Origin of the sequence: Phyllobacterium ifriqiyense (assembly GCF_030817885.1) — a bacterium.
Lineage (GTDB): Bacteria > Pseudomonadota > Alphaproteobacteria > Rhizobiales > Rhizobiaceae > Phyllobacterium > Phyllobacterium ifriqiyense.
This window is the reverse complement of record NZ_JAUSZT010000003.1, coordinates 460,001-481,533: the sequence shown is the minus strand read 5'-3', so window position 1 is coordinate 481,533 and position 21,533 is coordinate 460,001. Positions and strand designations below refer to the sequence as shown.

At 54.2% G+C, this 21,533-nt stretch carries 20 protein-coding genes (1 of these 20 cut by a window edge); 16 read left to right on the top strand and 4 right to left on the bottom strand.

Going from position 1 to position 21,533, the window contains the following annotated elements:
* Positions 1 to 15: 15 nt before the first annotated feature.
* The 4 genes from argJ to QFZ34_RS09615 all read left to right on the top strand — a co-directional run bounded on the left by argJ (position 16) and on the right by QFZ34_RS09615 (position 2,856).
* The gene (gene argJ / locus QFZ34_RS09630; RefSeq protein WP_115055440.1) at positions 16 to 1,257 is read left to right on the top strand and encodes a bifunctional glutamate N-acetyltransferase/amino-acid acetyltransferase ArgJ; all 1,242 of its coding nucleotides are present in this window, start codon (positions 16 to 18) and stop codon (positions 1,255 to 1,257) included.
* Positions 1,257 to 2,015: a GNAT family N-acetyltransferase gene (locus tag QFZ34_RS09625; protein ID WP_307280068.1), complete on the top strand. Its 759-nt coding sequence runs from the start codon at positions 1,257 to 1,259 to the stop codon at positions 2,013 to 2,015. The genes argJ and QFZ34_RS09625 overlap by 1 nt, the downstream gene beginning before the upstream one ends.
* Positions 2,008 to 2,421: a (deoxy)nucleoside triphosphate pyrophosphohydrolase gene (locus QFZ34_RS09620; protein ID WP_307280065.1), complete on the top strand. Its 414-nt coding sequence runs from the start codon at positions 2,008 to 2,010 to the stop codon at positions 2,419 to 2,421. Before QFZ34_RS09625 ends, QFZ34_RS09620 begins: the two co-directional genes overlap by 8 nt.
* A gap of 111 nt (positions 2,422 to 2,532) precedes the next feature.
* Complete coding sequence (locus tag QFZ34_RS09615; protein WP_307280062.1) at positions 2,533 to 2,856, top strand: hypothetical protein; 324 nt, start codon at positions 2,533 to 2,535, stop codon at positions 2,854 to 2,856.
* 5 nt (positions 2,857 to 2,861) lie between these two features.
* On the opposite strand, the gene QFZ34_RS09610 is transcribed toward QFZ34_RS09615, so the two are convergent.
* Positions 2,862 to 3,743, bottom strand: coding sequence for a methyltransferase domain-containing protein (locus tag QFZ34_RS09610; protein ID WP_307280057.1), 882 nt, complete (start codon positions 3,741 to 3,743; stop codon positions 2,862 to 2,864).
* Positions 3,744 to 3,805: 62 nt separating this feature from the next.
* On the opposite strand from QFZ34_RS09610, the gene QFZ34_RS09605 reads away from it, so the two are divergent.
* The 5 genes from QFZ34_RS09605 (at position 3,806) to QFZ34_RS09585 (ending at position 7,175) form a co-directional block, all read left to right on the top strand.
* A complete protein-coding gene (locus tag QFZ34_RS09605) occupies positions 3,806 to 4,585 on the top strand; it encodes a ComF family protein (RefSeq protein WP_307280055.1) in 780 nt (259 codons plus the stop codon).
* 77 nt (positions 4,586 to 4,662) lie between these two features.
* On the top strand, positions 4,663 to 4,932 hold the full coding sequence (gene grxC / locus QFZ34_RS09600) for a glutaredoxin 3 (protein WP_115055572.1): 270 nt from the start codon (positions 4,663 to 4,665) through the stop codon (positions 4,930 to 4,932).
* 10 nt (positions 4,933 to 4,942) lie between these two features.
* Positions 4,943 to 5,809, top strand: coding sequence for a carbon-nitrogen hydrolase family protein (locus QFZ34_RS09595; RefSeq protein ID WP_307280052.1), 867 nt, complete (start codon positions 4,943 to 4,945; stop codon positions 5,807 to 5,809).
* Positions 5,806 to 6,219: a DUF1178 family protein gene (locus tag QFZ34_RS09590; RefSeq protein ID WP_115055428.1), complete on the top strand. Its 414-nt coding sequence runs from the start codon at positions 5,806 to 5,808 to the stop codon at positions 6,217 to 6,219. The genes QFZ34_RS09595 and QFZ34_RS09590 overlap by 4 nt, the downstream gene beginning before the upstream one ends.
* Positions 6,220 to 6,278: 59 nt before the next feature.
* Complete coding sequence (locus QFZ34_RS09585) at positions 6,279 to 7,175, top strand: DMT family transporter (RefSeq protein ID WP_115055426.1); 897 nt, start codon at positions 6,279 to 6,281, stop codon at positions 7,173 to 7,175.
* A 24-nt stretch (positions 7,176 to 7,199) separates the two neighbouring features.
* Here the strand turns inward: QFZ34_RS09585 and ubiG are convergent, their stop codons facing one another.
* Positions 7,200 to 7,943, bottom strand: coding sequence for a bifunctional 2-polyprenyl-6-hydroxyphenol methylase/3-demethylubiquinol 3-O-methyltransferase UbiG (gene ubiG / locus QFZ34_RS09580; RefSeq protein WP_115055425.1), 744 nt, complete (start codon positions 7,941 to 7,943; stop codon positions 7,200 to 7,202).
* Between the two features lie 190 nt (positions 7,944 to 8,133).
* Here ubiG and QFZ34_RS09575 point away from each other — a divergent pair, with 190 nt between their 5' ends.
* From QFZ34_RS09575 to QFZ34_RS09555, 5 genes are all read left to right on the top strand, one after another.
* A complete protein-coding gene (locus QFZ34_RS09575) occupies positions 8,134 to 9,387 on the top strand; it encodes an aspartate kinase (protein ID WP_115055423.1) in 1,254 nt (417 codons plus the stop codon).
* A gap of 100 nt (positions 9,388 to 9,487) precedes the next feature.
* The gene (gene ptsP / locus QFZ34_RS09570) at positions 9,488 to 11,767 is read left to right on the top strand and encodes a phosphoenolpyruvate--protein phosphotransferase (protein WP_115055421.1); all 2,280 of its coding nucleotides are present in this window, start codon (positions 9,488 to 9,490) and stop codon (positions 11,765 to 11,767) included.
* A 7-nt stretch (positions 11,768 to 11,774) separates the two neighbouring features.
* Complete coding sequence (gene prfA, locus QFZ34_RS09565) at positions 11,775 to 12,854, top strand: peptide chain release factor 1 (RefSeq protein WP_115055570.1); 1,080 nt, start codon at positions 11,775 to 11,777, stop codon at positions 12,852 to 12,854.
* Positions 12,841 to 13,722 (top strand): peptide chain release factor N(5)-glutamine methyltransferase, encoded by an 882-nt coding sequence (gene prmC / locus QFZ34_RS09560; protein WP_307280037.1) that lies wholly within the window; start codon positions 12,841 to 12,843, stop codon positions 13,720 to 13,722. The genes prfA and prmC overlap by 14 nt, the downstream gene beginning before the upstream one ends.
* 289 nt (positions 13,723 to 14,011) lie before the next feature.
* Positions 14,012 to 14,857: a DUF4167 domain-containing protein gene (locus QFZ34_RS09555; RefSeq protein ID WP_307280034.1), complete on the top strand. Its 846-nt coding sequence runs from the start codon at positions 14,012 to 14,014 to the stop codon at positions 14,855 to 14,857.
* On the opposite strand, the gene QFZ34_RS09550 is transcribed toward QFZ34_RS09555, so the two are convergent.
* On the bottom strand, positions 14,820 to 15,113 hold the full coding sequence (locus QFZ34_RS09550) for a hypothetical protein (protein WP_307280031.1): 294 nt from the start codon (positions 15,111 to 15,113) through the stop codon (positions 14,820 to 14,822). The two genes, QFZ34_RS09555 and QFZ34_RS09550, sit on opposite strands and share 38 nt — an antisense overlap.
* A gap of 559 nt (positions 15,114 to 15,672) precedes the next feature.
* On the opposite strand from QFZ34_RS09550, the gene clpB reads away from it, so the two are divergent.
* Both clpB and QFZ34_RS09540 read left to right on the top strand, forming a co-directional pair.
* Positions 15,673 to 18,285 (top strand): ATP-dependent chaperone ClpB, encoded by a 2,613-nt coding sequence (gene clpB / locus QFZ34_RS09545; protein WP_307280028.1) that lies wholly within the window; start codon positions 15,673 to 15,675, stop codon positions 18,283 to 18,285.
* 161 nt (positions 18,286 to 18,446) lie between these two features.
* On the top strand, positions 18,447 to 19,838 hold the full coding sequence (locus QFZ34_RS09540; RefSeq protein ID WP_370878731.1) for a L,D-transpeptidase: 1,392 nt from the start codon (positions 18,447 to 18,449) through the stop codon (positions 19,836 to 19,838).
* A gap of 2 nt (positions 19,839 to 19,840) precedes the next feature.
* On the opposite strand, the gene QFZ34_RS09535 is transcribed toward QFZ34_RS09540, so the two are convergent.
* Positions 19,841 to 21,533, bottom strand: partial view of a M23 family metallopeptidase gene (locus QFZ34_RS09535; protein ID WP_115055795.1) — the 3' portion only. 257 nt of this gene lie beyond the right edge of the window; the window shows 1,693 of its 1,950 coding nt (coding positions 258-1,950); the start codon falls outside the window, past its right edge — the gene reads right to left on this strand; the stop codon is at positions 19,841 to 19,843.

The following is a 21,533-nucleotide window of genomic DNA, read 5'->3' as shown; positions in this document are numbered from 1 at the left end:
TCTTCGAGGTTGTAGATGTCCACAGCGGTTTCGCCCCTTGCTCCCAAACATTATCCAGCAATGCCCGAGATTCAGGGGGTCAGGATTGCGACGGCTGAGGCAGGCATAAAATATAAAGGCCGAACCGATGTTGTCATGATGGTTTTCGATAAGCCAGCAGCTGTGGCGGGCGTTTTCACCCGTTCGAAATGCCCCTCTGCTGCAGTGGATTTCTGCCGATCCAGCTTGAAAGGTGGTTATGCGCGCGCCGTTATTGTCAATTCCGGCAATGCCAACGCATTCACGGGCAAAAAGGGTAGGGAATCAACCAAGGTCACTGCTGCTGCTGCTGCCAAAGCTGTCGGGTGCAAGCCAGGTGAGATATTCCTTGCCTCCACTGGCGTAATCGGTGAGCCGCTTGATGCCGGAAAGTTCAGCCATCTGCTTGGCGACATGGCAAAGCAGGCAGTCTCCGGACGTTGGCAGGATGCGGCCAGTGCGATCATGACGACCGACACATTCCCAAAAGTTGCCACGGAAACCGTATTGCTAGGCGGGGTTCCCGTTACCATCAACGGAATCGCCAAGGGCGCGGGGATGATCGCGCCGGATATGGCAACGATGCTTTCATTCGTTGCAACAGATGCTCCGATCGCTTCCGATGTTTTGCAGGAACTTCTTTCCAAGTCGGTGGGCAAGAGCTTCAATTCAGTAACTGTCGACAGCGACACGTCCACGTCCGACACTTTGCTGCTTTTTGCGACCGGTTCGGCTGCCGAACGCGGTGCGGCGCCTGTCACCAAGCTGAAAGATAAGCGTCTCAAGCCGTTTGAAAAGGCTTTGGAACGCATTCTCAAGAATCTGGCTTTGCAGGTCGTGCGCGATGGTGAGGGTGCCCGCAAGATGCTGGAGATCACGGTCACCGGCGCAAAATCGGACAAATCAGCCAAAAAGATTGCCTTGTCCATTGCCAATTCTCCCTTGGTCAAGACAGCAGCCGCTGGTGAGGACGCCAATTGGGGCCGGGTTGTCATGGCTGTGGGTAAGGCTGGCGAACCAGCAGACCGCGATCTTCTGGCAATCTGGTTCGGCGACATCCGCGTTGCCCGCGAAGGAGAACGCGATCCGGATTATTCGGAAGCTGCGACCTCGGCCTATATGAAGAACGAAGATATCCAAATTCGCGCCGATATCGGTCTTGGCAAAGGCAAAGCCACAGTCTGGACTTGCGATCTGACCAAGGAATATGTGGCGATCAATGGTGATTACCGCAGCTGATGCCGTTCGCTTTAACGCAAGTCAGGCAGATAGAGGCGCTGGGCTTCCGGGCGTGGCCAGCTTCATCCGTCCATTATGACGGAAGCTGGAGTATCCGAATCACTCCAAATCATCCGGCAAAACGGCTGAACTCGGTTAATCCGCTTGATCCGGGTGATACGGAGAATATTGAAAAGCGGGTGGCCGCGGCCGCGGAGCGGTTTCGGGCCGCAGGTCGTGCGCTTATATTCAGACTTTCTCCATTGGCACCGCAAAAGCTTGAATCATATCTGGAAAAATCCGGATGGACACGATTCGACGAATCGCTGGTGATGATTGCAGATTTGGCGGATGTCGATCTATCCGATGCGAGAGAGCAGGAACCGGAGAGGGATACTGATCGGTTCGCCGCTGCCTCGTTGCGTGTTCAGGCAGAATCACCTGAAAAGAAATCCAGCCTGGTCGACGTGATCAACGCCATAAGACCGGCAAAAGGCCTGTTTGTCCGCGAAGACGCAGATGTACCTGTCTCAGCGGCTATTTGCGTATGTGACGGCGCGATGGCTGGGCTGCTTGGAATCGAAACGGCAGAACTTGAGCGCCGGCGCGGGCATGGGCGCGCCATTGTGAAAACGGCACTGAAGTGGGCAGTCATGCAAGGTGCCCGCAAGGCGTGGCTTCAAGTTGAAGCGGGTAATGCAGGCGCTATCGCCCTTTATCAATCCATGGGATTCAAAGAAGCATACCGATACGCTTACTGGCGGGCAGAACATGACTGACAAAACACTCCCGATTCTGCTGGTCACGGCCTGTGCCTTGGTCGATAGCGACGGAAGGGTGCTGTTGACGCAGCGTCCGGAGGGAAAATCACTTGCCGGGCTGTGGGAGTTTCCCGGAGGTAAGGTTGAACCGAACGAGACTCCGGAAGCCAGCCTTATCAGAGAACTGCAAGAAGAACTTGGCATTACGGTCAAACCCGCCTGTCTTGCACCCCTGACATTTGCCAGCCACACCTATGAGAAATTCCATCTTCTCATGCCGCTGTTCATTTGCCGGCGTTACGAAGGCATGCCCCGTTCGATGGAGGGGCAGGCGCTGAAATGGGTGCATCCTAAAGATATGCGTGACTATCCAATGCCCGCAGCCGATATTCCGCTCATACCGTTTTTGATCGATCTTCTGTAATTTTATACAATGTTAAGTTGTATTCTCGCCCGTTAACTCTAACGGTTAATTCATCCTTCACCTGATTGAGCGACTTTTAAACATTCTTGAGGCGCATTTTTCAGGTGGTTTATGGCGCGCAAAAACGATTACATCGATGATGATCTGATGATGCGAACCGGCGGTTTGTCCGGGGCAGCTGGAGGAATCCTGCGGATTACATTGCTGTTTGGCTCTGCTGCCGTCGCATTGGCGCTGATCATAGCCCCGCTTGCCAATCGGAGCAGTCAAGCTGTCGTGGATTATTCGGCAGGACGTTCGCTGGACGAAATCCAGACAGGATCAATCAAGAAAGCCGATCCATCGACCTATACGGTCCGCCGCAGCGTGCTGCAAAGCACGCCAAATTCGGTTTGCATTCTCAAAAGCGATGGTACGAAAACAGGCGACTGTTAGGGGCTTTAATCTTTTTCAGCTTCTTTAAGGAAATCTGCCAGTGAAGTCTTCGCAGAGCCGGGTTTGAGCGGCTTTTGTTGCGATTCATGCGCCGCCCAGCCAGACATCCAAATGAATGAAAATGTCGCGCGGATGCGGCCATCAGGATCGCTAAAGCGTTCGGCATAGATTTCTGCTGCCCGCATGAAGAATTGCCGGGTCAGCGGCTTACGGGAACGCCCGAAAAGGCTGTTCTGGACGCCCATCGCCCGCAAGTCGCGCATCAGCGCGAAAAGATTATCATATCGCACCGTATAGGTTTCAATATCCGTGACGGGCAATGTGAAACCCGCCCGTTGCAGCAGACCGCCGACATCGCGCACATCGGCAAACGGTGCGACACGCGGTGATACGCCCCCGCTGATTTCACTCTCAGTGGCAATCAGGCATTCGCGCAGTTCGGTCAGAGTGTTCTCACCGGCCATGGCGCCGAGAAACAGCCCATCCGGCTTCAATGCCCGCCTTATCTGGAGCAAGGTCCCCGGTGTGTCATTTGTCAAATGCAGGGACAGCAAGGAAACCGCAAGGTCAATGCTTGCAGCTCCAAGTGGCAATATTTCCTGATCGGCGACAATTGCGGGAAAGCGGGTTGTCAGGAACGGCCCAGCTTCTTCAATGCGAATGATGATCGAAGCCTTGCCCGAGCGCTGCATCGCTTCGGCTGCAAGGTCTGTGTGGCTGGCGAGGTCAATCGCAACTTCGAACTGGCGCTCGACAGCCGATAGTCGCTCTTCAAGATCGTCGGCTGCGCGTGCGAGCAGAAAGTCGGCAGAAGTTCCGTGCTGTTTGAGCGCGCGTAATCTTCTTTGTAGAACTAAAGTTCGATCGAATAGCTGATGCCGATCCATTCCGAATTTCTCTGATGAATGTATAATTGCCCGGTAGATGCGTCGCTTGGACATGAATTGCAATGAAAACTATTGGGAAAACTGTCCGCACAAGCATCGGCATAGGCGCGCGCAGTGCCGTGCGGGAGGTGTTTAATGTGCTTTTCCCGCCTGTTTGTGCCGGATGTGACAAGCATGTGGCTGAACCCGGTTCCTTGTGCGGAACATGCTGGACCAAGGTCAGATTTATCGAAAAGCCCTATTGCCCGGTGCTTGGAACGCCCTTCAGCCATGATCTGGGTTCTGAAATTCTTTCGGCTGAAGCAATCGCGGATATGCCGCCCTTTGCTCGTGCCCGCGCCGTTGCAATTCATGAAGGCGTCATTCGCGATATGATTCACCGGCTCAAATATAATGATCGCACCGATCTAAGCCGCTGGATGGCAGGGTGGATGGCGCGGGCAGGGCGCGAACTGATCGATGATTGTGACGTGATCGTGCCAGTGCCGCTGCATGCGAGGCGTTTCTGGTTGCGCCGTTTCAACCAATCGGCAGAGCTTGCCCGCTATCTGGCGAATGTCAGCAGCAAAGCCTTTGAACCTGACGCCCTCAAACGCATCAAAAAAACGCGGCAACAGGTGGGGCTTGGTCCGAGCCAGCGCCTTACAAATGTTCGCGGTGCCTTTAAAGTGCCTGAGGCGCAGGAGATAAAGGTTCGAGGGCGCAATGTTCTTCTGATCGATGATGTCTATACGACTGGCGCGACGGTCAAGGCAGCAACCCGCGCGCTCATGCGGGCTGGAGCAAAAAGTGTCGATGTATTGACCTTCGCCAGGGTTATGGGAGACGAATTGTCTGTCTAAGCTGGCTCTTGCGCAACGAACGGGCCTTTTCCCGTCAGGTTTTCACGCCTATATAAGGGAAAAATTGGAGTGCCATGATGGTCGATGTGACAATCTATACGCGTAACGGCTGTGGCTTTTGCACGGCAGCTGTAGGCTTGCTTGAGAAAAAAGGCGTAGCCTTTGTTGAGCACAATGCAACTGTGGAACCAAATGCACGGCAGGAAATGCTGGCTCGTGCCAATGGGCGCACAACATTTCCTCAGGTTTTCATAGGCAAGACCCATGTTGGTGGTTGTGATGATCTCTACGCGCTTGAAAGCCAAGGCCGACTTGACGGACTGTTGAAGACTGGCGAACTCGTTTAAGGACAGTGGAATGAGTGTATTTCGTGCTGCTGCTATCCAGATGCGCTCGGGCGTCGACCCGCAGCGCAATGCTGCTGATCTCGTTGACTATGTTGACGATGCTGTTGGCAAAGGGGCGGTCTATGTGCAAACCCCGGAAATGACCGGGGCGCTGCAGCGGGATCGCAAGGCCCTTGCCAGCGTCTTAAGGGGCGAGAGCGAGGACATAATTGTTCGCACAGCTTCCGAATTGGCGGCGCGTCACAAAATTCACCTTCATATCGGCTCGACGGCCATTGCGGTTGAGGATAGCAAAATTGCCAATCGTGCCTTCTTTTTCGGTCCGGACGGAAATATCCTGACACGCTACGATAAGATCCACATGTTCGATGTTGATCTGGATAATGGCGAGAGCTGGCGCGAATCTGCTGTCTATTCGCCTGGCAACGATACGGTGGTTCTTGATTTGCCATTTGCCAAGCTGGGTCTGGCCATTTGTTATGATGTCAGGTTCCCGCAATTGTTCCGGGCGCAGGCACTGGCTGGTGCATCGGTCATCACTGCGCCTGCGGCCTTTACCCGCCAGACGGGCGAAGCCCACTGGAATGTGCTGCAACGTGCACGCGCAATTGAAAATGGTGCATTCATGATTTCTGCTGCGCAAGGTGGCGTCCATGAAGATGGCCGCGAGACATTTGGCCATTCCATCATTGTCGCGCCCTGGGGTGAAGTTCTGGCTGAAGCGGCACATGCCGATCCTGCGATCATCATTGCTGATATTGATCCGGCATTGAGTGCGGCTGCCCGTGCCAAAGTGCCTAATTTGAAAAATGCCCGCCCGTTCGGCGTGCTTGTCGAGAATGATGGCCGGAGCGAAAGACTGGCAGACGCGTCATGATCCGTTTTTCTCTTCATTGCGACAAGGACCATGAATTTGAAGGCTGGTTCCGCAGCAATGACGACTTCGATTCTCAGGCTGAAAAAGGTCTCGTAAGCTGCCCATCATGCGGCTCGAACAAGGTCGGCAAAGCTCTAATGGCACCTTCTGTTTCGACAGGCAGGCAAAAAGAGAAGATTGCCATTGCCATGAGCGAAATGGCCAAGGAAATGAAGGAAATGGTCAAGAAGGTCCGCGAGAATGCGGATTATGTTGGCGCGGAATTTGCGGAACAGGCACGCAAAATTCATTTCGGCGAGGCCGAGGCGCGGGGCATTTATGGCGAAGCCACTCCCGAAGATGTGGAAGCCCTGCTGGAAGATGGCGTGGATGTCATGCCGCTTCCTGTCTTTCCCGAAGATCACAATTGATCTCATAGCACTAAGGTCTATGGTGCGGTGGTCGATTCTGACCGCCCGGGTGATTTTCCATGCAATTTTTGAATTCCGCGCCCCTGCTGCTGCTTTTAACAGGGGCGTTTTTGGGGCTGACTTTGCCATTCGGCAAATTGGCTTTTTCTGCCGGGATTGCGCCTTCGCTTTGGGCTTTCGTTATTTCAACCGGTGCGGGAACCGTTTTGCTGATTGCCTTCCTGCTTATGGGCAAGCGCCCGCGGCTGGACGCGCATATGGTGCGCTATTACCTTATCGCCGCATTTATTTCCTATGCCGTGCCTAATGTCATGACGCTTTCGGCCATCCCGCATCTTGGGTCTGGCTATACGGGCATCATGTATACGCTTTCGCCAGTATTCACCTTGATGCTGTCGATCCTGTTCAAACTCAAACGCCCCAGCCTGCTTGGACTTTTGGGCATATTGGTTGGTTTTATCGGCGCAGTGATCGTTGGATTTACCCGCGGTCAGGTGGGCCAGCCAGCCGAACCGCTCTGGGTTATAATCGGCCTGTTGATTCCGGTTCTTCTTGCCTTGGGCAATGTTTATCGCACCATTGATTGGCCCAAAGGTGCTGACCCGACTGAATTGGCGGCAGGGAGCCATATCGTGACGGCGGTCATGCTGGTGCCAGCTATCTGGCTCATGACCGGTGGCTTTCCAGTTGCGCCGTTGGCTAATGTGCCGTGGCTGGTGCTAGCGCAAATTCTGGCCTCCACCTGCATGTTTGCACTCTACTTCCGGCTGCAAGCGGTTGGTGGCCCGGTTTATCTCAGCCAGATAGGATATGTTGGAGCGGCGGTAGCCTTACTGGCAGGAACCCTGTTTTTGGGAGAAACCTATGGGCTGACGACGTGGCTGGGGGCGGCAATTATTACAGTTGGTGTGGGCATGACCACGAAGGCGCAACTGATGGCGACAAAAGCAGGATAGACGATTGCTTAGGTCTGGCGTGGTTTAGTTTCGAACAGCCAGCACCATATAATTCACATCGGTATCGTTTGAGCGGTTCCAGCTATCGGCAAAGGGATTATAGGTCACGCCGACTTTCTCGGTTACACTCAGACCGGCTGCGACGAGTGCCGTTTCCAGCTCTTCAGGGCGCACGAGTTTTTCATATTGATGCGTGCCGCGTGGTAACCAGCGCAACACATATTCCGCGCCAAAAATTGCAAGGCCAAGGGCTTTCAATGTCCGGTTTATCGTAGCGACGAAGGTCATGCCGCCCGGCTTGACCATTTGCGAACAGGCGGACATGTACAGATCGACATCAGCCACGTGCTCGACGACCTCCATGTTGAGAACAACGTCGAATTTTTCGCCGGCTTCGGCCAGGGCTTCTGCTGTCGTCGCGCGATAGTCTATGTCCAATCCGCTTTGGGCGGCGTGAATTTTGGCAACTTCAATATTGGTTTCGCCAGCATCGGCACCGACTACCGTCGCGCCAAGCCGTGCCATCGGCTCGCACAGCAACCCGCCACCGCAACCAATATCGAGGAATCGCAGACCCTTGAATGGCTGGGGGCTGTTCGGGTCGAGATTATAGTGAGCGCAGACCTTTTCCTTGATATAGGCAAGACGGGTCGGATTGAACTTGTGCAACGGGCGGAACTTGCCTTGTGGGTTCCACCATTCCGCAGCCATGCGTGAAAAACGCTCCACTTCTGCGGCATCAATTGTACTGCGCTCTGCCTGGGCCATTGCCTTATCCTTTGCTCTTCCTATCGAGTGGCCCATTCACGTAAAAAATGTCAAGGCGCAAATCGTCCCGCGTTCTTGCAGTTATGTCATAATTTGGTTATGGGAAGCCGCATTCAACTGGCGCGGAACCTGTTCATTCGACTGGTTCTCTTCCAATATAATTTCAGGCCTTTCCAGAACGGTAATTCCCATGGCTCGCATTGTGATGAAATTCGGTGGCACTTCGGTGGCCGATATCGACCGCATCCGTAATGTGGCCCGGCATGTCAAACGTGAAGTCGATGCCGGTCATGAAGTCGCAGTGGTTGTCTCGGCCATGGCGGGCAAAACCAACGAACTCGTTGCCTGGACGCGTCAGGCCTCGCCCATGCACGATGCGCGCGAGTATGATGCTATCGTTGCTTCCGGTGAGCAGGTAACGGCCGGTCTTCTCGCGGTCACTTTGCAGGCGATGGGCGTCCATGCACGCTCCTGGCAAGGCTGGCAGATACCCATCAAGACAGACAATGCGCATGGTGCTGCGCGTATTACCGATATTGACGGCTCCTTCCTGATTGAGCGCTTCGAGGAAGGTCAGGTGGCTGTTATTGCCGGATTTCAGGGTATCGGCCCGGACAATCGTATTTCTACGCTCGGACGCGGCGGCTCGGACACAAGTGCTGTCGCCATTGCAGCAGCGGTCAAGGCGGATCGGTGCGATATCTATACGGACGTCGACGGTGTTTACACTACCGATCCCCGGGTTGAGCCCAAGGCGCGCCGTCTTTCGCGCATTTCATTTGAAGAAATGCTGGAAATGGCTTCGCTTGGCGCGAAAGTCTTGCAGGTCAGGTCCGTCGAGCTTGCCATGGTGCATAAAGTGCGCACATTTGTCAGGTCCAGTTTCGAAGACCCCGATGCACCGGGCATGGGTGATCTGATCAATCCGCCCGGTACTCTTATTTGCGACGAGGAAGAAATCGTGGAACAGCAGGTTGTCACAGGAATTGCCTATGCCAAGGACGAAGCACAGATATCGCTTCGCCGCGTTGCGGATCGTCCGGGTATTTCGGCAGGTATTTTTGGCCCGCTTGCTGAGGCCCATATCAATGTCGACATGATCGTACAGAATGTGTCTGAAGACGGCACCAAGACCGATATGACATTCACCGTTCCATCCGGTGATCTTGATAAGGCGCTTGCGGTGCTGGAAAAGGTCAAAGCCGAAATCGGCTGCGATATTATCCAGTCGGAAGCTGGCATGGTCAAAGTATCGGTAATCGGCATCGGCATGCGCAGCCATGCGGGTGTTGCAGCAACGGCCTTCCGGGCGCTTGCTGACAAGGGCATTAATATCCGAGCTATCACCACATCGGAAATCAAGATTTCCATTCTAATTGACGGCCCATACGCAGAACTTGCAGTACGCACTTTGCATTCTGTCTACGGTCTGGATAAGCATTGACAGAAGAGATTCTGTTTGCCGGTATTTCTGCCGACTAAGATGATCTAAAGTTCACATTGGCAAGGTCATTCCGGCTCTGCCAATAAATGCTATGGAGCAAATGGTGCCCACGCGCGAGCAGACAACCGGCCCTCGTGTCATGCTGAAGCGGCTCCGCGAGTTGATGGCGGAGGCTCTTGAGCCACAGGAGAGGCTTGACCGCATTGTTCGCGACATTGCTCAGAACATGGTCGCGGAAGTGTGCTCATTTTATGTGCTGCGTTCCGATGGCGTGCTTGAGCTTTATGCCACCGAAGGTTTGAACCCGTCGGCCGTTCATCTGGCGCAACTGCGCCTTGGTCAAGGTCTTGTTGGTACGATTGCTGCTAGTGCGCGTCCACTCAATCTTACAGATGCGCAAACCCATCCGGCATTCGCCTACCTGCCGGAAACAGGCGAAGAAATTTACAATTCATTCCTTGGTGTACCTATCCTGCGGGCAGGGCGAACCCTCGGCGTTCTCGTTGTCCAGAACAGGACTAAGCGGGTCTACCGCGAAGATGAGATTGAGGCGTTGGAAACCACGGCCATGGTGTTGGCCGAGATGGTTGCAGCGGGCAGTCTTACGCGGCTGGCGCGTCCGGGCGTAGAACTCGATATGGGCAAGCCGATGAGCTTTGCCGGCAGTGCTTTCAATGATGGTGTTGGTCTTGGGCATGTTGTGCTGCACGAGCCGCGCATTGTTGTGACCAACCTGTTCAATGAAGATATTGATGCCGAGATCGACCGGCTCGAAAGCTCGCTTGGATCATTGCGTGTTTCTATTGATGACATGCTGTCGCGCCGTGACGTGGCCTTTGAGGGCGAGCACCGCGAGGTGCTGGAAGCCTATCGCATGTTTGCCCATGATAATGGCTGGGTTCGCCGTCTTGAAGAAGCGATCCGCAACGGCTTGACCGCGGAAGCGGCAGTGGAAAAAGTGCAGAGCGACACACGTGCGCGCATGATGCATCTGACCGATCCTTATATGCGTGAGCGGTTGAGCGATTTCGATGATCTCGCCAATCGGTTGTTGCGTCAGTTGATGGGCCGTGACGTGAAGACCATGGCCGGGTCGCTGGCCAAGGATGCGATCATTGTGGCGCGTTCCATGGGCGCTGCCGAGCTGCTGGATTATCCGCGCGAACGCCTGCGAGGCCTGGTGCTGGAAGATGGCGCTGCGACGAGTCACGTGGTGATCGTTGCCCGCGCTATGGGTATTCCCGTTGCAGGTCAGGTCAAGGGCGTCGTGTCCATGGCTGAAAACAATGATGCGATCATTGTCGACGGCGATGATGGCAAGGTGCATTTACGTCCGCAATCGGACGTTGAAGCGGCCTATTCCGAGAAGGTCAAGTTCCGAGCCAAGCGTCAGGCACTTTATCGCGAATTGCGCGACCGTCCTTCGGTGACCAGGGACGGTGTGCCGATCACCTTGCTGATGAATGCGGGTTTGCTGGTCGATCTGCCGCAACTCGTTGAGGCAGGCGCGGCCGGTATCGGACTTTTCCGGACGGAATTGCAATTCATGGTTGCATCAACGTTCCCGCGGGCGGAGCAGCAGGAGCGGCTTTATCGTTCCGTGCTTGAAGCTGCAGGCGACAAGCCGGTGACTTTCCGGACGCTCGATATTGGCGGCGACAAGGTACTGCCCTATTTCCGCAGCGAGACCCATGAAGAAAATCCGGCATTGGGCTGGCGGGCGATCCGCCTGACGCTTGATCGCCCGGGGCTATTGCGCACACAGGTTCGCGCCTTGTTGAAGGCTGCTGGCGGGCGCGAGCTGCGCCTAATGCTGCCAATGGTCACTGAAATCGCGGAAGTACGCAAAGCGAGCGAATTGATCAACCGCGAGGTACAGCACCTTTCGCGCTTTGCTCATAATCTGCCAACCCGGGTCAAGATCGGCGCCATGGTGGAAGTGCCTTCCTTGCTGTGGCAACTTGACGAACTGATGTCGGTGGTTGATTTCGTCTCGGTTGGTTCCAACGATCTGTTCCAATTCGTCATGGCGGTTGATCGAGGCAATTCGATCATTAGCAACCGCTTCGATAATCTTTCCGTGCCATTCCTGCGCGTGCTTCGCCAGATCGTCGAAGCAGGCATCCGCAATAATACGGATGTAACGCTTTGCGGCGAAATGGCCGGAAAGCCAATTTCGGCGCTCGCACTGCTTGGCCTTGGGTTTCGCTCGATCTCAATGTCGCCTGCTTCCATCGGGCCGATCAAGGCAATGCTTGGTTCGCTTGATGTGAACGAGCTTGGGGCGCAACTCGCTGATGCCATGGATAATCATGGCGATACCGGCTCGCTGCGCCACATCCTGACCAAATTTGCAGAGCGGGCAGGCATATCACTGTGAGGCTAATCTGATGTCTATTCCGCAGGATCGCATGGATCAGCTGCTGAAGCGTTTTTCGATGATGGAAACGCAGATGGCGAGCAATCCCGATTCCGAAACATATGTGAAGCTTGCTTCGGAATATTCCGAACTGGAGCCGGTCGTATTCAAGATCCGCGATTTTCTTGCCGCCCGCAGCGAAGCGGCTGATTTGCAGGCAATGCTGGATGATGGCTCAACCGATCGCGACATGCGCGAGCTTGCCGAAGCTGAATTGCCGGAAATCGAAGAGCGCATTGAAGAGCTTGAAAAGGATATTCAGGTTCTGCTTTTGCCCAAGGATGTTGCCGATGAGCGCAACGCCATTCTCGAGATACGCGCAGGTACTGGCGGTTCGGAAGCGGCACTTTTTGGCGGCGATCTTTTCCGCATGTATGAACGCTACGCGTCGGCCAATGGCTGGCGGGTTGAGCTGATCTCGGCCAGTGACGGCGAAGCGGGCGGATACAAAGAAGTTATCGCCATGGTTTCCGGCAAGGGCGTATTCGCCAAACTGAAGTTTGAATCGGGTGTCCATCGCGTCCAGCGGGTCCCCGATACCGAAGCCAGCGGACGCATCCACACATCGGCTGCAACTGTCGCGGTGCTGCCGGAGGCTGAAGAGATCGACATTGACATTCGCCCCGATGACATCCGTATCGATACGATGCGTGCATCGGGTTCGGGCGGACAGCACGTCAATACAACCGACTCGGCGGTTCGCATTACCCATATTCCATCTGGAATTGTCGTTGTGCAGGCCGAAAAGTCGCAGCATCAAAACCGCGCCCGCGCCATGCAGGTGCTGCGCTCGCGCCTGTTCGATATGCAGCGCCAAAAAGCAGATAGCGAACGTTCCGAAGCCCGCCGCAGCCAGGTCGGTTCAGGGGATCGTTCCGAACGCATCCGCACCTATAATTTTCCGCAGGGACGGGTCACGGACCATCGGATCAATCTGACCCTTTATAAGCTAGACCGCATCATGGAAGGCGATCTGGATGAGTTGATTGGCGCGCTCATTTCCGATTACCAAACCGCTTTGCTGGCACAGATGAATGACGGCTTCTGACCACAGACACCAATTGATGAATGTTCTGCGGAGCGCGCGTGCTTCTCTCGCCGAAGCGGGAATAGAATCTGCGGAGCTTGATGCCCGTCTTTTGCTTGAATGGATTGCAGGCTGCGACAGGCTGGAAATAATCCGTAACCCGAATCGCGAGCTTGGCCAGCATGAATATGAGGCGCTTGAGGCCAAGCTTGCTCGCCGAATCAAGGGTGAATCGGTGCATCGCATTATCGGCAAGCGGGCATTTTTCGGCATTGAATTGAGCCTTTCCACAGAAACGCTCGAGCCGCGTCCCGACACGGAAGCGCTTGTGGAACTGGCTTTGCCCTTTCTCCAAAACCGCATTTCCAACCATGGTGTCGCCGACATTGTTGACCTTGGAACAGGAACAGGAGCGATCGCCCTTTCGCTGCTCGATCAGTTGCCGCAATTGCGCGCCGTGGGCGTGGATATATCGGCCGATGCCCTTGCTACCGCGCGTGAAAATGCGGTGCTTTCGAATGTTTCTTCGCGTTTTGCGGCATTGTCGTCCAACTGGTTTTCCGAGCTAACTGGTTCATATGACATGATTATTTCCAATCCGCCCTATATCCGCACTGGCGATATTGCGCAGTTGCAAAGAGAAGTTGTTCTTCATGATCCGGTTCGGGCGCTGGATGGAGGTCCAGACGGGCTGGAGCCCTATCGGATCATTGCTGATCATGCCGCTGGTTACTTGCGTCCTGGTGGCGTGGTCGCACTGGAGATCGGGGCAGGGCAGCGGCAGGATATTGAGGCGATTTTTAACGCCAGGAATTTCGTGATGAGCGGTGTGAGGCAGGATTTCGGAGGGCACGACCGCGCCCTTCTGTTCACAACAATCGAAAAATAATGAAAAAAGGCTTGGAATTTGCGGAGAAGCCCGCTAGTTTCCAGTTACCGCTCGAAACCGAACAACTCTGGTTCTGCCTATCAAGATAATTGATACGCAAATTTCCGGGGTTTGATTTCTCCCTACATTTGTTTTGGAGAAATGGTTCTTGGGGTAGCACAAAAGTTTTATGAACTTTGGATGCGATTGAAGCGCGGGGCGCGCTTCAGATCGGCACTTGAGAAGCGAAGCTTTTTGACTCGAAATGTTGAGCAAATGAGCGCCCCTGATTTTCTGAAAAGAGATAAGTATGAGGCCAGTACAGCAGAATAGGCGCATGCGCGGACGCGGTAACAACAATAACCGCAGCAAAGGTCCTAACCCACTTTCCCGTAACTATGAGAGCAACGGTCCTGACGTTAAAATTCGGGGAAATGCTCAGCACGTAGCAGAGAAATATACGACCCTTGCACGTGATGCACAAAGTGCGGGCGATCGCGTTATGGCTGAAAACTATCTTCAGCATGCAGAACACTACAATCGAATCATCATGGCTGCACAGGCCGCAGCACCCGTTCAATATCAGCGCGACGATCGCGATGATCAGGAACAGGATGACGACAATAATTACGAAGACGACGGCAACAATGTCGGCAATAACGAGCAGGAGTTCCAGGAACGTCCTGAACGTCAGGATCGTGCCGAGCGTCAGGAACGCCCTGAACGTCAAGACCGGCAGGAGCGCCAGCCGCGCCACGAGCGCCAGGATCGTCCAGAACGTTCAGAACGCCGTGACCGACCCGAGCGCGTTGTGCACCAGCCGATCAATGGCAGCGGTCCTCAGCCCGTCATCGAAGGCACGCCCGCCGAGGTTGCTTATGATGATGACACTGTCAGCCAGCGTCAGCCGCAGGCCCAACCTGCTCAAAATCAGGAAGTTGAGGCTGTCGCTGCTGGTTCGGAAGAAGCTGCGGAGGCAAAGCCCGCTGTTCGCCGTTCACCGCGTGGTCGCAGACCTGCCCGTCCGCGTGAGCCACGGGTAACTGAAGGCAATGCGGAAGCGACAAACGCTCCAGAAGCTGCGTCGGATCTTTCTCCGGCCAGTATTGTGGCTGAAGTCAAAAAGCGCCGCGCTGCGGCTGAATCTGACGTTTGATCTGATCGAGTTGAATAATGCGCCACCCGCGGGGAAACCTGCGGGTGGCGTTTTTTATTTGACTGCATTTGAAGTTGGTGCGTGGTTCGACAAGCTCACCATGAGGAAGATTGGCGAACTGCACAGGTAATCTTCGGCGTTCCAGAATATAGCTCCCTGCAATCAACCGACCTCCCTCATCCTGAGCTTGTCCGAAGGGCGCATTTGGCTTGTGCAAATCAGGCCTTCCTAAAATAATCTCGACAAACTTATCCAACAGTTCCCGCTCTGAATTATTCTGCTCGCGTCCTTCCCGCGGGGAACAGCTTCCGGAGCCGTTCGAAGTTTGGGGAAGGATGGGCGCCTCCGATGGCGGGTTACGGACCCGCCATCCGGGGACGTTCTGTCCAAGGGTTCCCCTGCCGTTACTAGGAACGGCGCGTGCTGGACGAGCACTTTAAGGGGCGCAAGGCTAACGCATGGCGTGCCGCAAATGGCACTCCTTGGGTAGCCGAGGCCTCCCAAGCGGAACGGGCAGAATGCAAAATCGCCGGACGGGCGGTCTTCGGATCGCTTAACCTACTACAAAGACGCGCTTCGATGACCGCCCGTCTTTCCCACCACAAGCAATAGCCAGACGCAAAAGCGGGCGTGGCAAGGAGGGGGCATACATGCTAGATTTAAAGCGTCATAAAAGCAGAATATCCGGTCTTGTACCCCGGGGATAATATTCCCATATCAGCATCGAGCGAATGGATCTGCCTCGTTGCAGGGGATCCGTCACCAACACGCCAGGCAATGCCGAAAATCGGGTTGCCGGGTAAAAGGAGACAAGAATGAACATTGAAAAATATACCGAACGGGTTCGCGGTTTCATACAGTCCGCGCAGACTTTTGCCCTCTCATCCAATAATCAGCAATTTACCCCAGAGCATCTTCTGAAAGTCTTGGTTGACGATGAAGAAGGTCTTGCTGCGTCCTTGATCGAAAGGGCCGGCGGGCGAATTGCCGATGTGCGGCTTGGACTGCAGGCGGCACTGGACGCTTTGCCTAAAGTAACAGGCGGCAATGGTCAGCTTTATCTTGCCCAGCCGCTGGCAAAAGTTTTTGCTACAGCCGAGGAAGTGGCGCAGAAAGCTGGTGACAGCTTTGTCACGGTAGAACGGCTGCTTACGGCCATGGCTATCGAAAAATCGTCCAAGACATCCGAAATATTAAGCCGCGCCGGCGTTACGGCTGCGGGTCTCAATGCAGTTATCAACGATATCCGCAAAGGCCGGACGGCTGATTCTGCTTCGGCGGAAAACAGCTATGATGCCTTGAAGAAATATGCACGAGATCTGACTGCCGATGCGCGGGCGGGGAAACTTGACCCTGTCATTGGCCGCGATGATGAAATTCGCCGGACAATTCAGGTCTTGTCGCGCCGCACCAAGAATAATCCGGTGCTTATCGGTGAACCTGGCGTTGGTAAAACAGCTATCGCCGAGGGACTGGCGCTGCGTATTATCAATGGTGATGTGCCTGAATCACTCAAGGACAAGCAATTGATGGCCCTCGATATGGGTTCATTGATTGCAGGTGCAAAATATCGCGGTGAATTCGAGGAGCGCCTGAAAGGTGTGCTTTCCGAAGTCACGTCTGCAAATGGCGATATCATTCTGTTTATCGATGAGATGCACACGCTTGTTGGCGCGGGCAAAAGCGAAGGTGCGATGGATGCATCGAACCTGCTGAAGCCAGCGCTTGCCCGGGGCGAACTTCATTGCGTTGGCGCCACCACGCTTGATGAATATCGCAAACATGTCGAGAAAGATGCTGCCCTTGCGCGGCGTTTCCAGCCCGTGTTTGTCGATGAGCCAACTGTTGAAGATACAATTTCGATTCTTCGCGGTTTGAAGGAAAAATACGAGCAGCATCATAAGGTGCGCATTTCCGATTCGGCGCTTGTCGCTGCTGCCACTCTTTCGAACCGTTACATCACGGACAGGTTTTTGCCGGACAAGGCCATTGACCTGATCGATGAGAGTGCTGCGCGACTCCGCATGCAGGTGGATTCCAAGCCCGAAGAGCTGGATGAAATCGATAGGCGTATCATGCAGCTGAAGATCGAACGCGAGGCTTTGAAGGTTGAGACAGACAATGCTTCCCGCGAACGTCTCGAGAGACTGGAAAAAGAACTTGTCGATCTGGAAGAGCAGTCGACCATAATTACCAATACGTGGCAGGCGGAAAAGCAGAAGCTTGGTCTGGCAGCTGATCTCAAACGTCAGCTTGATGACGCACGCAATGCATTGGCATCGGCACAGCGTAATGGTGAATTTCAAAAGGCGGGCGAGTTGGCCTATGGCACGATCCCGCAATTGGAAAAACAACTGGCTGAGTCGGAGAAGAATGACGGTTCGACCTCAATGGTTGAGGAGAACGTAACGCCGGATCATATTGCACAGGTCGTTTCCCGCTGGACCGGCATTCCGGTTGACCGGATGCTGGAAGGTGAACGCGACAAGTTGCTCCGCATGGAAGATGAACTTGCCAAACGGGTGGTTGGACAGGGCGAGGCCGTGCAAGCTGTATCCAGAGCAGTGCGCCGTGCCCGTGCCGGTTTGCAGGATCCGAACAGGCCTATCGGTTCGTTCATCTTCCTCGGACCGACAGGTGTGGGTAAAACCGAGCTGACAAAATCGCTGGCTTCGTTCCTGTTTTCCGATGAAACGGCAATGGTTCGCCTCGACATGTCGGAATATATGGAAAAGCACTCGGTAGCCCGTTTGATCGGTGCGCCTCCCGGCTATGTTGGCTATGAAGAAGGTGGAGCTCTGACTGAAGCGGTTCGTCGTCGTCCCTATCAGGTTGTTCTCTTCGATGAGATCGAAAAGGCGCATCCTGATGTGTTCAATGTGCTGCTTCAGGTTCTTGATGATGGTCGCCTGACCGATGGACAGGGTCGCACTGTCGATTTTCGCAACACGCTGATCATCATGACATCCAATCTTGGCGCGGAATATCTTGTTTCGCTGGGTGAGGACCAGGATGTTGAGGATGTGCGCGAGAATGTGATGAACGTGGTCAAAGCCTCGTTCAGGCCGGAGTTCCTCAACCGGGTGGATGAGGTGATTCTGTTCCACCGTTTGAAGCGCAAGGAAATGGGCACCATTGTTGCGATCCAGCTCCAGCGTTTGCAGTCTCTTCTCGCCGATCGAAAGATCGTTCTGAAAATCGACGACGATGCTACAAATTGGCTTGCTGATAAGGGCTATGATCCCGCTTATGGCGCGCGCCCTCTCAAGCGGGTTATCCAAAAGCAGGTGCAGGATCCGCTAGCGGAGAAGATTCTTCTCGGTGAAATACTGGACGGCTCGACTGTCAAGATTACGTCTGGATCGGACCGGCTCAATTTCAAGGCTTCGAAAGCGAGTCCGGTCATTGAGGACAATGAAGCTGCGTAGGCGGCTTTCTCAAGATACAAAATGGCCGCCACATAGCGGCCATTTTCATGTCTCGTTCATCCGATAAATGCGACGATCATTCTGTTCATTAACCATAAAAACATGAAAACGCGTCATTTTATGATTAATGACAAGTTATTAGAGAAATCGGAAGCTTAGGCATGACGTTCTACCGCGGTTCGTTGATGAAGATTCTGCTCGCTGCTTCAGCGGGCACCATAGGCATGGGAATGGCGGCTGCCGAACCTGGCGTGAATGCGAACAACCAGAAATCCTTTGAGGTTGCACAATTATTCGAGCCGCAAGAACGTCGTCCGCGCCGTGAAGCATTCCGATCCTACTTTGATGAATATGGCCGCCGGGTTACGGTAGATCGCCGCGGCAGGATTGTATCTGTAGAAGAGCCGCAAAACGATCAATATGGCGAAAGCCCGGATTACTTTCCCGAAGCGCCGCAAGATCCTTACGGTACAGGCGCAATTCCCAACGATCCCTATGGCGGGCAACCATCTGGCCCCTCCGAGCAGGACTATGGAAGTGTGTCCCGTGAGCCTTTGCCGCCTGCAAATGGCGAACCCGGTTTGCAGCCATCTGATCCCAATCTCATTGATCCTGATTTTCCAGCTGACGGGTTGAGCGATGCGCCTCAAGAGCAAATTCCAGCTCATCCAAATCCAGCTCCAACTGTCGAACTGCCGAAAGGGCAGGGCGCCAAGGCGAAGATTACGGCTATTCAGGTCTTGCTCGACAGAATTGGCGTCTCACCTGGCGTTATCGACGGCCATAAGGGCGGTAACGTTGATAAAGCCGTCGCCGCATTTGAAGAAATGACAGGACAGCAGTTTGATCCGCTGAATGAAGAGGGGATCAATGCTTCGCTGGAGCAAACCGGCGGTCCCGCTTTCACGTCTTATACGATCTCATCGGAGGATGCCGCATACCCCTATGTCGCTTCCATTCCCGAGGACTATGCTCACAAGGCTCAGCTTGAGCGCATGGCATTTACTTCAGTGACGGAATTGCTGGCGGAACGGTTCCATATGGATGAGAATTATCTGAAAGAGATTAATCCGGGCGTTGATTTTAATACGCCCGGGGTAACGATTCAGGTTGTTAATACGGGACAGAATGCCGGTGGCGCGGTGACCAAGATCATTGCGGACAAGGGGCGCAAACAGGTGCGTGGATATAATGCCGAGGGCAAGCTGATTGTGGCTTATCCGGCGACAATCGGATCAACAGACACGCCTTCGCCTTCCGGAACAGTTCAGGTCGAGCGCATCGCACTCAATCCCAATTATACCTATAATCCAAAGCTGAACTTCAAGCAGGGCGAAAATGACAAGGTGCTGACAATTCCGCCCGGCCCCAATGGTCCGGTCGGGACGGTTTGGATCGCACTGTCGAAACCAACTTATGGCATTCATGGAACGCCGGAACCTTCCAAGATCGGCAAGACCAACAGCCATGGCTGCGTGCGTCTTACCAATTGGGACGCGACGGAACTGTCAAAGCTCGTGCAAAAAGGCGTGACTGTAGAGTTCCACGAATAGGATCAGCCGCTGGCTGCCACTTTGGTCGGCGGTGTTCCATCATCCTGAATGAGCTGGTCGATTCGTTCGCGTTCACGCTTGAACGCTACGAGCTCATCTCCGCGAAGTTCGCCGCCGCTTGGAAGGCGTATGCGCATCGGATCGACTTTCGACCCATTCACCATCACTTCATAATGCAGGTGTGGACCGGTCGAAAGACCCGTTGAACCGACATAGCCGATGACTTGCCCCTGCCGGACCTTTGAACCGGGGGTTACACCGCTCGCAATAGCGTTTTGGTGGGAATAGCTGCTTTCATAACCATTGGAATGGCGAATCAAAGTCTGATTGCCGTAACCGTTGGTCCATCCGGCCCGCTCCACCACGCCATTGCCCGACGCGATGATTGCAGTGCCGCGAGGCGCTGACCAGTCAACGCCGGTATGCATGCGCGAATAACCGAGAATTGGATGCCGACGCATTCCAAAGGGTGACCGGAAGACGCCATTTGGAACAGGCTTGCGCAGCAGGAACTGTTTAGAGCTCTTGCCATTCTCGTCGTAATAATCCGTGGTGCCATCATCACTATGGAACCGGTAGAATTTTTTCAGATCACCGCCGAAATTGGCAGCTACATAAAGAATTTCAGACTGTTCATCGGCTTTCTCGGAGCCTGTCGGCAAAGAGAACAATGCTTCCAGCTGGTCGGTTGGCGATAGTTGAGCCTGGAAATCGACATCGGAAGCCAGCATCTTTATCAGCTGCTGGATCATCGTGTCGGTCATGCCATATGCCAGTCCTGCTCTATAGATACCATCATAGACGGTCGGCAGGTCTTCAGCGCGGCGCATGACGGGCGGGCTATCGTCGAATGCGACCTGAAGTCCCGGTGTCATCTCCGGCTCATCAGCGGGAACATATTGCTCATTATCATTGAGAGCGATTGTGAGAATATGGGTCGAACGATTATAAACGCTGGCACGAATGATCCGGTCGGTATTGTTTTCCGACTCAACACCAAGCCGCAACACACTGCCAGCTTTCAGTCGCGTGGAATTTAGCAGCTTTGAGATTGCCCCTGCCATGCCTTCGGCGTCGCTTCCTTCATAGCCGGCATCGCTAAGCGCAGCGAGTACGTCATTGTCGCGCCGGAATGGAATCAGCTCCTCCGAATAGCCGGCGCTCACAGCGTCCTCAGCCATTCTGGGCGATACGCTTACATTTTCTTGAATAATCTTGACCGCAAGGGGGCTGCGCAAATTGTAAGGGTCCTCATCGGAACCAAAGCGCAATGGATCCACATAATGAAGTGAGGCGACTTGAATGGCACCATCGGAAAGCAATGCGCCGGTATTTCGGACGACTTCTTCAACCTCATCAACGCTCAGATCGTCAGAAGGATCGTATTGGGCTGTTGCCAAGGGAAAGTCCAATGTTCGCAGACTGACCTCACTCTCAACCTTGGCACCATAGATCAAGCCGGTTCGGGGGGCAGGATCGGTGTTGGCATTTGCTTCGGCAAACACATTCAGCGGATTAAATGAAGGATATCTGCGATTGGTGTTGTGAACATCTGCGAGCGCTATATGAACGAGTTCAAAAGGCATTGTACGAATAACATCGCGTTCACCCTCTTTAAACATCGTTGATACATCAAGGCGTCGGCGGTCGCGGTTTTTCTGAATAGGGGTGGTCGCCGCAACACGGGCGCCTTTA